Origin of the sequence: Bacillus sp. AK25, from assembly GCF_048270685.1 — a bacterium.
GTDB lineage: Bacteria > Bacillota > Bacilli > Bacillales > Bacillaceae > Bacillus > Bacillus altitudinis.
In genome coordinates this window covers 2,240,739-2,254,510 of sequence record NZ_JBLUWC010000001.1, presented here as the reverse complement: position 1 = coordinate 2,254,510, position 13,772 = coordinate 2,240,739, and the positions used below count along the sequence as shown (strand labels likewise).

Genomic DNA, 13,772 nt, shown 5'->3' with positions numbered 1-13,772 from the left:
TGGGAGGTCATCGAATATGAGTAAAATCATTGGTATTGACTTAGGAACAACAAACTCATGTGTTGCAGTACTCGAAGGCGGCGAGCCAAAAGTTATTGCAAACGCTGAAGGAGCACGTACAACACCATCTGTTGTCGCTTTTAAAAATGGAGAGCGCCAAGTAGGTGAAGTAGCGAAACGTCAATCAATTACAAACCCGAACACCATCATGTCTGTTAAAAGACATATGGGTACAGATTATAAAGTAGAAGTTGAAGGCAAGAACTACACGCCGCAGGAAATCTCTGCAATCATCCTTCAACACCTTAAATCTTACGCTGAAGCTTATCTTGGCGAAGAAGTAACAAAAGCGGTTATTACAGTTCCTGCTTACTTCAACGATGCAGAGCGCCAAGCAACAAAAGATGCTGGTAAAATTGCTGGTCTTGAAGTAGAACGTATCATCAACGAACCAACAGCAGCTGCACTTGCTTATGGTTTAGATAAAACAGATGAAGATCAAACGATTCTTGTATATGACCTTGGTGGCGGTACATTTGACGTATCAGTCCTTGAGCTTGGAGACGGCGTCTTTGAAGTACGCTCAACTGCTGGGGACAACCGTCTAGGTGGAGACGATTTTGACCAAGTCATCATCGATCATCTAGTGGCTGAGTTCAAAAAAGAAAACGGCATTGATCTTTCTAAAGATAAAATGGCGCTTCAGCGTTTAAAAGATGCTGCTGAAAAAGCGAAAAAAGATCTTTCTGGTGTATCTTCTACACAAATCTCACTGCCATTTATCACAGCTGGAGATGCAGGTCCTCTTCACCTAGAATTAACGCTAACGCGTGCTAAATTCGAAGAGCTTTCTGCAGACCTTGTAGAGCGTACAATGACACCTGTACGTCAATCACTGAAAGATGCTGGTCTATCTGCTAGCGAGATTGATAAAGTCATCCTTGTTGGTGGATCAACTCGTATTCCTGCAGTACAAGAAGCAATCAAAAAAGAAACAGGTAAAGAGCCTCATAAAGGCGTAAACCCTGATGAAGTGGTTGCACTTGGTGCGGCAATTCAAGGTGGAGTTATCACAGGAGATGTCAAAGACGTTGTTCTTCTTGACGTCACACCACTTTCTTTAGGAATTGAAACAATGGGCGGCGTATTCACAAAGCTGATTGAACGTAATACAACAATTCCAACAAGCAAATCTCAAGTATTCTCAACGGCTGCTGACAACCAAACTGCTGTAGACATTCACGTCTTACAAGGTGAGCGTCCAATGGCAGCAGACAATAAAACATTAGGTCGTTTCCAATTGACTGATATCCCGCCAGCACCACGCGGCGTACCACAAATCGAAGTATCTTTTGATATCGATAAAAACGGTATTGTCAACGTACGTGCGAAAGATATGGGTACTGGAAAAGAACAAAACATCACAATCAAATCTTCTTCAGGTCTTTCTGATGATGAGATCGAAAAAATGGTCAAAGAAGCAGAAGAAAATGCTGAAGCAGATGCAAAGAAAAAAGAAGAAATCGAAGTGCGCAATGAAGCAGATCAATTAGTTTTTACAACAGAAAAAACATTAAAAGATCTTGAAGGCAAAATCGATGAAGAGCAAGTGAAAAAAGCGAATGATGCAAAAGATGCGCTAAAAGCTGCGATCGAAAAAGGCGAGCTTGAAGACATCAAAGCGAAAAAAGATGAGCTACAAACAATCGTTCAAGAACTAACGACAAAGCTCTACGAAGAAGCTGCAAAACAAGCACAAGCTCAGCAAGAAGGCGGCGCTGAAGGTGCTCAAAAAGCAGATGACAATGTAGTGGATGCAGAATACGAAGAAGTAAACGACGATCAAGAGAAAAAATAATCACCTTTACTTTTGAAAAAGACTGCTGAAACGTACTCGTCAGAAAGTCAAAGTCAGGATCTCTTGGCTTTGACTTTTTTCTTTTCAACGATGAAAAGGAATTGAAAAAGATCAATTTAAAATGATACAATCGTATTTATGTGAGAAAATCGGGAGTGTGAAGAGATGAGTAAGCGTGATTACTATGAAGTGCTTGGCGTGAGTAAGAGCGCCTCAAAGGACGAAATCAAAAAGGCATACCGCAAGCTTTCAAAAAAGTATCACCCTGATATTAATAAAGAAGCTGGCTCAGATGATAAATTCAAAGAAGTAAAAGAAGCCTATGAAACCCTTTCTGACGATCAAAAACGTTCACATTATGACCAGTTCGGTCACACCGATCCAAACCAAGGATTTGGTGGCGGCGGATTTGGCGGTGGAGGAGACTTTGGCGGCTTCGGCGGCTTTGATGACATCTTCTCTAGTATTTTTGGCGGCGGAGCCAGAAGAAGAGATCCAAATGCACCGCGTCAAGGAGCGGACCTTCAATATACAATGACCCTTTCATTTGAAGAAGCGGCATTTGGGAAAGAAGCAACGATCGAGATTCCCCGCGAGGAATCATGTGAAACGTGTCATGGATCAGGTGCTAAACCTGGAACACAGGCGAAGACATGCTCACATTGCGGCGGATCAGGTCAACTAAATGTTGAGCAATCCACGCCATTTGGTAAAGTAGTCAACCGCAGAGTATGTAACTATTGTAGCGGAACTGGTAAACAAATTGAACATAAGTGTTCAACATGTGGTGGATCTGGTAAAGTGCGTAAGCGTAAGAAAATCAATGTGACGATCCCAGCAGGTGTGGACGATGGTCAGCAGCTTAGAGTATCTGGTCAAGGTGAACCAGGTGTAAATGGAGGACCTCCAGGCGATCTATTTGTTGTTTTCCATGTGAGGGCGCATGAATTCTTCGAACGAGATGGAGATGACATCTACTGCGAAATGCCGCTTACCTTTGCGCAGGCTGCACTAGGTGATGAAATTGAAGTGCCGACATTACATGGGAAAGTCAAATTAAAAGTTCCCGCAGGCACACAAACGGGTACGAAGTTTAGACTCAAAGGAAAAGGTGTAAAAAATGTACGCGGTTATGGTCAAGGCGATCAGCATATCGTTGTACGCGTCGTAACACCGACGAATTTAACTGAAAATCAAAAAGATATCATTAGAAAATTTGCTGAAGTGAGCGGAAATAAACCGGACGAACAAGAAATGAGCTTTTTCGATAAGGTGAAACGCGCATTTAAAGGCGAGTAAGACGGATAAGGAGTTGGTAGTATTGAAGTGGTCAGAAATTAGCGTCCATACAACAAATGAAGCGGTGGAACCGATCACCAATATTTTGCATGAAGCAGGTGCAAGTGGTGTCGTGATTGAGGACCCGCTTGATTTAGTCAAGGAACGTGAAAATGTATACGGTGAGATCTACCAGCTCGATCCGAATGATTATCCTGAGGAAGGGGTTATCGTCAAAGCCTACCTTCCGATGAATAGCTTTTTGATGGAAACGGTAGATGAGATCAAAGAAGCCATCAACAATCTTCTTCTATACGATATTGACCTTGGACGAAATACACTGTCAATTTGTGAAGTAAACGAAGAAGAATGGGCGACTGCATGGAAGAAATACTATCATCCTGTGAAAATCTCTGAGAAATTTACCATCGTCCCAACATGGGAAGAGTACACACCCGTTCATTCTGATGAATTGATCATCGAAATGGACCCTGGAATGGCATTTGGAACCGGTACACATCCAACAACGGTTCTTTGCATTCAGGCGCTTGAGCGCTATGTGAAGGAAAACGACACGGTGATTGACGTTGGAACAGGATCTGGCATTTTAAGTGTTGCCGCTGCAATGCTCGGTGCGAAAGACATTCATGCATTTGATCTCGACACCGTTGCAGTGGAAAGTGCAAAGCAGAACATCGAATTAAATGGTGTGAGCGACCAAGTAACGGTAAAACAAAACAATTTACTTGATGGGATTTCAGGTGAACGCGATGTGATTGTGGCCAACATCCTTGCAGAGGTCATCTTGCGCTTTACAGATCAAGCGTATGATCTATTGAAGAAAGACGGTTACTTTATTACATCAGGCATTATCGGACAAAAGAAATTACAAGTCAAAACGGCTTTAGAAGAAGCCGGTTTTGAGATTGTTGAAGTGCTGTCAATGGAAGATTGGGTCAGCATTATAGCGAAAAAATAAAGCGAGTAGGTGTCAGGACACGTATGCAACGATATTTTATCGACCTCACAAAAGAAGAAGTGACGGAAAAGGGAAACATCGTCATAAAGGGTGAAGATGTTCATCACCTTGCAAACGTCATGCGGATGAAAGCAGGAGAAGACATCCTTTGCTTAACGACAGACGGCTTTGAAGCGCTCAGTAAAATTGATACAATAACAAAGGAAGAAGTGATTTGTCACTTGGAAGGCTGGACGAATCAGAATCGAGAACTTCCGATCAAGGTGACGATTGCAAGCGGTCTGCCAAAAGGGGATAAGCTTGAATGGATTATCCAAAAAGGCACCGAGCTTGGCGCAAGTGCTTTTATTCCGTTTCAAGCGGCTCGTTCGATTACAAAACTTGACCAAAAAAAGTCATTAAAAAAACGAGATCGCTGGGAAAAAATTGCGAAAGAAGCTGCCGAGCAGTCTTACCGGAATATCATTCCGCGCGTTCATCCAGTATCAACATTTAAAGAGCTGATTCAACTGGCCGGTGAATTCGATAAATGTGTCGTTGCATACGAAGAATCATCGAAAGAAGGCGAGCAAAGCCGGTTTCAAACGGTGCTCCAACAGATGAAGGGCGGACAAACCTTATTAGTGGTTTTTGGTCCAGAAGGCGGTTTAGCAGAAAAGGAAATTGAAGAACTTGAAGCGCATGGTGCAGTCATTTGCGGGCTTGGACCACGCATTTTAAGAACAGAAACAGCTCCTCTTTACGCGCTTTCTGCTATATCTTATCAAACAGAGTTATTAAGAGGTGAATCATGATGGGAACAGTAGCGTTCCATACACTTGGCTGTAAGGTCAATCACTACGAAACAGAAGCCATCTGGCAACTGTTTAAAGAAGCTGGCTATGAAAGAAAAGATTATGAATCAAAAGCAGACGTATATGTCATTAATACATGTACCGTCACCAATACAGGCGATAAAAAAAGCCGCCAAGTCATTAGAAGAGCCATTCGTCATAATCCGGATGGTGTCATTTGTGTAACAGGCTGTTACGCACAAACGTCTCCGGCAGAAATCATGGCGATTCCTGGTGTTGATATTGTGGTTGGCACACAAGACAGACATAAACTGCTTGGTTATATTGAAGAATACAGAAGAGAAAGACAGCCGATCAATGGAGTTGGCAATATCATGAAAGCACGGGTCTTTGAAGAACTAGATGTTCCTGCGTTTACTGACAGAACACGTGCTTCATTAAAAATCCAAGAAGGCTGTAACAATTTCTGTACATTCTGCATTATCCCTTGGGCTCGCGGATTACTGCGTTCTCGAGATCCAGAAGAAGTCATCAATCAAGCGCAGCAGCTTGTCGATGCTGGCTACAAAGAAATTGTATTAACAGGTATTCATACAGGTGGATACGGTGAAGATTTAAAGGATTATAACTTTGCTAAGCTTCTGAAAGAATTAGATGAACGTGTGGCGGGATTAAAACGAATCCGCATTTCATCCATTGAAGCAAGTCAAATTACAGACGAAGTGATTGAAGTGCTCGATCAGTCAGATAAAATTGTGAGACACTTGCACATTCCGCTTCAATCTGGCTCTAATACTGTACTGAAAAGAATGCGCCGTAAATACACAATGGAATTCTTTGCAGAGCGTTTAACGAAGCTCAAAAAAGCATTGCCAGGTCTTGCTGTCACTTCAGATGTGATCGTTGGATTCCCAGGAGAAACAGAAGAAGAATTTATGGAAACATACAATTTTGTCAAAGACCATCAATTCTCTGAGCTCCATGTGTTTCCTTACAGCAAACGGACAGGTACGCCTGCTGCAAGAATGGAAGATCAAGTAGATGAGAATGTGAAAAACGAACGCGTTCACCGCCTCATTGCTCTTTCTGATCAGCTTGCGAAAGAATATGCATCGGCATATGAAGGCGACGTCTTAGAGATTATTCCAGAAGAATCCTTTAAAGAACAAGACGGAACGCACAATCTGTATGTAGGATATACTGATAACTACATGAAGGTCGTATTTGAAGGAACAGAGGACATGATCGGTCGATTGGTAAAAGTGAAGATTACGAAAGCAGGTTATCCTTATAACGAAGGACAATTCGTCCGTATAAGTGATGACGTGCAGACGGATCAAGTGAGAATGACCTCATAATGAATGAAAAACCGGCAGCCATTAGGCAAGCCGGTTTCTTTTATGTTGACCGATTCGGAAGAAGGAACAAAATCAAGGCGTGAAAAGGGCGGATGAACGGGAAAAAGAGGAGAGAACTTGCAACATTAAACAGCAGACTAAAGTGCGCAATCTGCTGGGCAGGAGAGCTTGCTAAAAGTGCAACAAACTCTGTGATAAAGGTGAGAAAAGGAAAACATAAAAGAACACCTAGAACATTAAACACGACGTGTGCATACGCGGTTTGGCGGGCTGCATAACCGCCAGAGATAGCAGCCATCACGGCAGTAATACATGTTCCGATATTGGACCCTAAAACAAAGCTAATGCCTTCTTTTAGAGCGACAGTCCCTTCATTCATAAATCCCATCAAAATACCGATACATACAGAACTTGAATGAACAATCGCCGTGAGCACTGTACCAGAGAGAAGAGCTGTCCAATCGGAGTGCTGCATCATTTCAAGGAAACGCAGTGTCTCTGACTGGCTGGTCATCATACCTGCAATTTTTGAAAAACCTTGAATACAAAAAAAGATCATGCCAAGCCCAAATAAACTTTTTCCTGCATATCGAAAAGACTTCCTGCCCAAAATGATACATAAAAGACCAGCTGCAATCAGAACCCACATAAACACGTCCATCTTAATGGCAATAAATTCTGTCGTAAATGTTGAGCCGATATTCGTTCCAAGAATCATGGGTATGGATTTTTTAAACGTGAGAATACCTGTACTCACAAAGCCGATAACGATGACCATAAACGCCGAACTGCTTTGAAGAACCCCTGTAAACACAATACTGACCAAGAATGCTTTGACTGGATGATCTGTAAAGAGAAGAAGAGATTTCTCAATACGAGACGACGTGAGCGCCATTAATCCTTTCCTAAGCAAACCCATTGCCCATAAAAAAATGAAAATAAGTGCACAAAAATAAATGATCGCCATCATAGAAAAGTCCTCCTCTTACCAATGAATATATGGACTTGTCTACCTGCTCATGACGAAAATATATTTCCAAATCACTTAGTTGACCTCAACCTAGGCTTATATTATAATGTCTAGGTACATGTTTTGCATGTATATCTTTTTTTAATGCAGTCGATTGGTGTATTCGGAGGGAGGGAAAGAGAATGTCAAAAACGGTCGTTAGAAAAAACGAATCGCTTGAAGATGCTCTTCGTCGCTTTAAACGCAGTGTATCCAAAACTGGAACATTGCAAGAAGCAAGAAAGCGTGAATTTTATGAAAAGCCTAGCGTAAAGCGTAAGAAAAAGTCTGAAGCTGCTAGAAAACGTAAATTCTAAAGAGGGTGGATTTTATGAGTCTTCTTGAGCAATTAAATTCTGATATGAAGCTTTTTATGAAAAACCGAGAGAAAGACAAGCTTATTGTCATTCGTATGGTAAAGGCTTCACTGCAAAATGAAGCAATAAAGCTTAAGAAAGACAGTTTGACCGGAGATGAGGAACTAACCGTCCTTTCCCGCGAGATTAAGCAACGTAAAGACTCCCTCCATGAATTTTCGAAAGCTAATCGCTTAGATTTAGTAGATAAAGTTCAAAAAGAGATTGACATTTTAGACGTTTATTTACCTGAACAGCTTTCTGAAGAAGAACTGCAGGCGGTTGTGAAAGAAACAATCGCCGAAACCGGTGCTTCATCGAAAGCTGATATGGGTAAAGTGATGAGCGCTATTATGCCAAAAGTAAAAGGTAAAGCTGATGGTGCTGTGATTAACAGACTTGTCAGCGAGCAACTGTCTCAATAAAAAAGTATCCTTCTCATGTTAGAAGGGTACTTTTTTTATGCCTCCATAAACCTGTCATATAAAAATGAAACCTATGATACATTTGTAACGTATGTAAAGGAACGGTAAAATGAAAGAAAGAGAGGGGGGATCACCAAATAGATGAAAAAAATGAAAATTTCTATTGCTCTCTTCAGTTGTTTTATAATATGCTTATTATTAGGGGTTCAATTGACCGCGAAATCAGCAGATCAGAAAGTTCATGTTATCCCAATTGAAGATACAGTAGAAAAAGGACTTTCTAAATTCATTGAACGATCATTTGAGCAGGCAAAGTCGGAACGTGCGAAGCACATCATTCTCGACATAAATACACCAGGTGGTGCAGTCGATGCGGCGCTTGAAATAGCCGATACCATTCGTGCATCCGATATCCCAGTGACAGCGTTTGTGAATCATAGAGCGCTTTCAGCCGGGGCATTCATTGCCTTAAATGCCGATCAAATTTATATGACCCCAAACGGAAAGATGGGGGCTGCTGCGATCATTGATGGTGAAGGCAACGCTGCCGATCAAAAATCTGAATCTCTATGGCTTGCTGAAATGAGTGACGCTGCTGAAAAGCAGGGGCGTGATCCAAAATATGCTCTTGCGATGGCAGATGTAGATATAGACGCAAAAGAAGCTGGTGCACCAAAAGGAGAATTGCTGACCTTTAACACAGATCGGGCACTTCAGTTCGGTTATGCAGAAGGAGAAGCGAAAAATATGGATGACTTGCTTCAGAAGCTGAACTTAGCAGACGCTTCTGTTCAATACGATGAAGTGAGCTTTGCTGAAAAGGTTGCGCGTTTTCTCACGCATCCGATCGTCATTCCTATCCTTTTATCCATCGCGAGCTTAGGGTTAATTGTTGAATTATATTCTCCCGGGTTTGGGGTCCCAGGCACCATGGGAGTCACAGCGCTTCTTCTATTCTTTTATGGTCATCTCGTGGCAGGTTTTGCAGGATATGAGACATTGTTCCTGTTTTTGGCAGGGATTGTGTTGATCATTCTGGAATTATTTTTGCCAGGGGGAATCGTGGGTGTCATTGGACTAACCTGTGTCGTTGTCAGCTTATTTTTAGCAGCTGGAAGCTTTACAGAAATGGCGATTTCCATCTTGATTGCCACTGCTGTTTCAATCATAGCAGTTATTTTATTGACAAAGGTGTTGGGGAAACGTATGAAATTTTTTAAAAAGTTCATTTTAACCGATTCAACCAATAAAGAAAGTGGTTATGTCTCAAATGAAACAAGAGATGATCTTGTAGGACAAATCGCAGTGACAGCAACAGCACTTCGTCCATCTGGTACGATTGTATTCGGAGACGAGCGCATTGATGTTGTGTCAGAAGGTGCTTTTATCGATAAGGATGAACAAGTAAAAATTGTGAAAGCGGAAGGCTCACGCATTGTCGTGAGGAAAGTATAGATATACTGATTTTATAGGAGGAATAAAATGGATCCATCTACTTTACTATTATTTGTGATTATCGCAGCAGGTTTGATCGTTCTATCGATCTTCTTCACCTTTGTACCGGTGATGCTGTGGATTTCTGCCCTAGCGGCTGGCGTAAGAGTGAGCATTTTTACACTTGTAGGAATGAGGCTTCGCCGAGTGATTCCAAACCGAGTGGTCAACCCGCTCATCAAAGCGCATAAAGCAGGTCTTGATGCGACGATTAACCAATTAGAAAGCCACTATCTTGCAGGTGGTAACGTAGACCGAGTTGTTAACGCACTGATCGCAGCTCAGCGTGCGAATATCGAATTGAATTTTGCTCGCTGTGCGGCAATCGACCTAGCAGGCCGTGACGTACTTGAAGCTGTACAAATGAGTGTAAACCCTAAAGTCATTGAAACACCATTTATCTCAGGTGTTGCGATGGACGGGATTGAAGTAAAAGCAAAAGCTCGTATTACAGTTCGTGCAAACATTGACAGACTTGTCGGTGGTGCAGGAGAAGAAACCATCATTGCTCGTGTAGGTGAAGGGATTGTTTCTACAATCGGTTCATCAGATAATCATAAAAAGGTTCTTGAAAATCCTGATATGATTTCTCAAACGGTTCTTGGTAAAGGATTAGATTCAGGTACAGCATTTGAAATTCTCTCGATTGATATCGCAGATGTTGATATCGGTAAAAATATCGGGGCGATCCTGCAGACAGACCAAGCAGAAGCCGACAAAAACATTGCACAGGCGAAAGCAGAAGAACGCCGCGCGATGGCTGTTGCACAAGAACAAGAAATGCGTGCGAGAGTTGAAGAAATGCGCGCGAAAGTAGTAGAAGCAGAGGCTGAAGTACCACTTGCAATGGCCGAAGCACTACGTGAAGGTAATATTGGAGTTATGGACTACATGAACATTAAGAATATCGATGCTGATACGGATATGAGAGATTCATTTGGCAAAATGACAAAAGGTCCATCTGATAATGAAAACAAATAAGCATCCTCTCACGCTTTAAGGAGGGAGCCCATTGGACATTCTATTTGAAAATCCGTTACTAATAGCGATTATCATCGGTATTATCTCTGCGGTTTTTGGGAAAATCGGCAAACAAGAGGAGAACGAACAAAAGAACCAGCAAAACAAACCGGCTCCTCAGCGTAAACCAGTGCCGCAAAAGCAAACAAAACAAACAAGTCCAGATCCGGTCGTAACGGACCAGCTTGACGATTTTGGCGATGTACATGATCATGGCGGGATGAAGAAACAAGGTTCACAGTCCTTACAGGATCGTTATACCGCTACACTTGCCGAAATGGAAGAAAGAAAAAGCGAGCTGAATAAAGAGTTCAAATCTCTTGAAAGGCAGTTGACCAGGCCGAAAGCTTCTTCTGCGGAAATGAAGCCGCACGTCATTGACAAGCTTAACCAAAATACCGTTGTTCAAGGCATGCTACTTGGCGAAGTATTTGGAGAGCCGCGTGCAAAAAATCCTCACAGAACGATGAAACGGCCCTATAAAAGATAATGTAGAAAGTCCCCTTGGTAGAAAGGGGACTTTTTTTGTGGATTTATAGCGATTTTTTAAAAGCAAAATGATGAAACGGCTGTTTTACGGGATTCATTAGCATGATATGAACCGCTGAGGAATAGGATGATATAGAGGCTTTCTCATCAGTCTCACCATCTTTCAGTTTGATCTCATACACATGAGGTGGGAAGGGGTTCTTATTGAATGGGAAAAAGAAAAAATCAACTTAAAGCATGGCTGACAAGAACACTTGAAATCCCTCCGGACGTGATGATGGATCTTCCCCGTATTACGATGGTTGGCAGACTCCATATTTACATAGAGAACCATAAAGGGCTTTTACTTTTCAGTGATCAAGAGGTAAGGCTGATGCTCAAGCAAGGACAGTGCATTATTTCAGGAAAAGACTTTGTGATTAAAACGATTTTGCCAGAAGAGATCTTATTAGAGGGGAAAATCGATGAGGTCCGTTATATTGATTCTTAACTGACGGAGGGGAGAAACGTGAAGAACAAATGGTTTGCCTATTTCATTGGCAGAGTGGAAGTGGAGATAAGAGGAAGCGGTATTGAGCGGCTAATCAATGAGTGCACGAGACAGGGGATCACAATTTTTCAAGTGAGCCGCCGTCAAGACAGCGTGCGCTTATTTATTCGCCTCTCAGATGTACATGCCTTTAGAAAAGTGCGCAGACATCATGAGGTAAAATGTTCATTTCATCAAAAGAAAGGGTTCCCGTTTCTTCTTCTATGGTCGAGAAGAAATATTGGCTTCACCCTCGGGATGGCTTTTTTCCTAGTGACGATATTGGCTCTTTCAAATATGGTGTGGAAAATTGAGATTAAAGGTGCGAATCCAGAAACAGAACATCAAATGAGAAAGCATTTAGATGAAATTGGGGTACAAAAAGGGCGTTTTCAGTTTCTTATGGGGACACCTGAAAAAATACAAAAGTCATTGACGACCAATATTCAGAGCATTACATGGGTCGGGGTTGAATTGAACGGAACGACGTTTCAAATGAAAGTGGTCGAAAAAAATGAGCCTGAAAAGGAGAAATATACGAGTCCTCAGCACATCGTTGCCAAGAAAAAGGCGGTCATCACGAGAATGTATGTAGAAAAGGGGGAACCGCTTGCCCAGGTCGATGAGCATGTGAAAAAAGGGCAGATGCTCGTCTCAGGTTTAATTGGGAGTGAAGATCAGAAAAAAACGGTCGGAGCCAAAGCGAAAATCTATGGTGAAACATGGTACCGATCTGAAGTTTCTGTCCCTCTTCGAACATCTTTTGATGTCTTTACGGGTAAAATGAAGACAAAGCACAAGCTCTCCTTGTTTGGAGGCTCCATCCCATTTTGGGGATTTTCCTTTAAAAAAGATGATTTTCAGCAGCCGAAAACAGAAAAAGAAGTTCACCCGCTTCATTTCTTGAATATGCAGTTGCCGTTCTCCTATGAAAAGGAAATCACACGAGAAAGTGAAAAAATAAATCGAGAATACACAAATAAAGAAGCGGTTCAAGCAGGGATTAAAATGGGTAAAAAAGAATTAGAAGAAAAGCTAGGTCAAACAGGTGAGGTGAAAAGTGAAAAAGTTTTGCACGAGACAACAGGGAATGGTAAAGTTAAGTTAATCATCCTTTACCAAGTAATAGAAGATATTGTTCAACCAACACCTATTGTTCAGGGAGACTAGAGAATGACAGAACATTTACTTGAGATTCAACAAAAATTGGATAGCCCAAACGAAGCCATTGCTTTATTTGGCAATCAAGATGCTTATCTGAAACTGATGGAAAACGAGCTGAATGTCTCCATCATTACACGTGGAGAGAAAGTGTATGTTTCTGGTCAGGAAGCATCAAGAGATACTGTGAGCCGTTTGATTACATCTCTCTTACATCTCATTCGTAAAGGAATTGAGATTTCTGAACGGGATGTCGTCTATGCCATTAAAATGGCGCAAAAAGACAAGCTCAATTATTTTGAAAATATGTATGAAGATGAAATTACGAAAAATGCCAAAGGAAAGTCGATCAGAGTCAAAACGATCGGCCAGCGTGAATATGCTGCGGCAATGAAAAAAGATGATCTGGTCTTTGGGATTGGACCTGCTGGTACAGGTAAAACGTATTTGGCAGTGGTCAACGCCGTACATGCCCTCAAAAATGGACATGTCAAACGGATTATCCTGACAAGGCCAGCTGTTGAAGCAGGAGAAAGTCTTGGCTTTTTGCCAGGAGATTTAAAAGAAAAAGTCGATCCTTATTTAAGACCGCTATATGATGCTCTGCACGATGTGCTTGGTAGTGATCATACGGAACGTTTAATTGAGCGCGGAGTGATTGAAATTGCCCCTCTTGCCTATATGAGAGGGCGGACGCTTGATGATGCATTTGTGATTTTAGATGAAGCGCAGAATACAACGCCAGCTCAAATGAAAATGTTTTTGACGAGACTAGGCTTTGGTTCTAAAATGGTCATTACAGGAGATATTACACAAATTGATCTGCCTAAAGGTATGCAGTCAGGTCTTGCGGCTGCAAAGGACATGCTTGCTGAGATCAAGGGTATCTCATTCATTGAATTAGATCAGACAGATGTGGTCAGACACCCGCTAGTGGCGAAGATCATTGGAGCATACGAAAAGCAAAAATGAACTGAGTGACCCGATCGCCTTAATCGGGTCATTTTGTTTCGATCGTGGTT

General features: G+C 41.9%; 14 protein-coding genes. 13 read left to right on the top strand and 1 reads right to left on the bottom strand.

The window, feature by feature from the left end:
- Nucleotides 1–16: 16 nt before the first annotated feature.
- From dnaK to mtaB, 5 genes are all read left to right on the top strand, one after another.
- Nucleotides 17–1,858 carry a molecular chaperone DnaK gene (dnaK, locus tag ACNO7B_RS11710; protein WP_007501326.1) on the top strand — a complete coding sequence of 614 codons (1,842 nt, stop codon included), beginning with the start codon at nt 17–19 and terminating at the stop codon, nt 1,856–1,858.
- A gap of 165 nt (nt 1,859–2,023) precedes the next feature.
- Nucleotides 2,024–3,157, top strand: a complete 1,134-nt coding sequence (gene dnaJ, locus ACNO7B_RS11705; protein WP_008342467.1) for a molecular chaperone DnaJ — start codon at nt 2,024–2,026, stop codon at nt 3,155–3,157.
- Nucleotides 3,158–3,179: 22 nt separating this feature from the next.
- The gene (prmA, locus tag ACNO7B_RS11700) at nt 3,180–4,115 is read left to right on the top strand and encodes a 50S ribosomal protein L11 methyltransferase (protein WP_019743216.1); all 936 of its coding nucleotides are present in this window, start codon (nt 3,180–3,182) and stop codon (nt 4,113–4,115) included.
- 23 nt (nt 4,116–4,138) lie between these two features.
- A complete protein-coding gene (locus ACNO7B_RS11695; RefSeq protein ID WP_019743217.1) occupies nt 4,139–4,909 on the top strand; it encodes a 16S rRNA (uracil(1498)-N(3))-methyltransferase in 771 nt (256 codons plus the stop codon).
- The gene (gene mtaB, locus ACNO7B_RS11690) at nt 4,909–6,267 is read left to right on the top strand and encodes a tRNA (N(6)-L-threonylcarbamoyladenosine(37)-C(2))-methylthiotransferase MtaB (RefSeq protein WP_017367626.1); all 1,359 of its coding nucleotides are present in this window, start codon (nt 4,909–4,911) and stop codon (nt 6,265–6,267) included. Before ACNO7B_RS11695 ends, mtaB begins: the two co-directional genes overlap by 1 nt.
- 40 nt (nt 6,268–6,307) lie before the next feature.
- On the opposite strand, the gene ACNO7B_RS11685 is transcribed toward mtaB, so the two are convergent.
- Complete coding sequence (locus tag ACNO7B_RS11685) at nt 6,308–7,237, bottom strand: Na/Pi symporter (RefSeq protein WP_417901528.1); 930 nt, start codon at nt 7,235–7,237, stop codon at nt 6,308–6,310.
- Between the two features lie 182 nt (nt 7,238–7,419).
- Here ACNO7B_RS11685 and rpsU point away from each other — a divergent pair, with 182 nt between their 5' ends.
- The 8 genes from rpsU (at nt 7,420) to ACNO7B_RS11645 (ending at nt 13,722) form a co-directional block, all read left to right on the top strand.
- Complete coding sequence (gene rpsU, locus ACNO7B_RS11680) at nt 7,420–7,593, top strand: 30S ribosomal protein S21 (protein ID WP_003152957.1); 174 nt, start codon at nt 7,420–7,422, stop codon at nt 7,591–7,593.
- Nucleotides 7,594–7,607: 14 nt separating this feature from the next.
- On the top strand, nt 7,608–8,057 hold the full coding sequence (locus ACNO7B_RS11675) for a GatB/YqeY domain-containing protein (RefSeq protein ID WP_007501319.1): 450 nt from the start codon (nt 7,608–7,610) through the stop codon (nt 8,055–8,057).
- A 141-nt stretch (nt 8,058–8,198) separates the two neighbouring features.
- Nucleotides 8,199–9,512 (top strand): NfeD family protein, encoded by a 1,314-nt coding sequence (locus ACNO7B_RS11670; RefSeq protein WP_417901527.1) that lies wholly within the window; start codon nt 8,199–8,201, stop codon nt 9,510–9,512.
- Nucleotides 9,513–9,539: 27 nt separating this feature from the next.
- The gene (gene floA / locus ACNO7B_RS11665; protein WP_007501317.1) at nt 9,540–10,532 is read left to right on the top strand and encodes a flotillin-like protein FloA; all 993 of its coding nucleotides are present in this window, start codon (nt 9,540–9,542) and stop codon (nt 10,530–10,532) included.
- Nucleotides 10,533–10,563: 31 nt separating this feature from the next.
- Nucleotides 10,564–11,061, top strand: coding sequence for a hypothetical protein (locus ACNO7B_RS11660; protein ID WP_366968155.1), 498 nt, complete (start codon nt 10,564–10,566; stop codon nt 11,059–11,061).
- Nucleotides 11,062–11,268: 207 nt separating this feature from the next.
- A complete protein-coding gene (gene yqfC, locus ACNO7B_RS11655; protein WP_003217398.1) occupies nt 11,269–11,550 on the top strand; it encodes a sporulation protein YqfC in 282 nt (93 codons plus the stop codon).
- Nucleotides 11,551–11,568: 18 nt separating this feature from the next.
- Nucleotides 11,569–12,759: a sporulation protein YqfD gene (gene yqfD / locus ACNO7B_RS11650; protein WP_041506935.1), complete on the top strand. Its 1,191-nt coding sequence runs from the start codon at nt 11,569–11,571 to the stop codon at nt 12,757–12,759.
- A gap of 3 nt (nt 12,760–12,762) precedes the next feature.
- A complete protein-coding gene (locus tag ACNO7B_RS11645; protein WP_008342419.1) occupies nt 12,763–13,722 on the top strand; it encodes a PhoH family protein in 960 nt (319 codons plus the stop codon).
- Nucleotides 13,723–13,772: the final 50 nt, after the last annotated feature.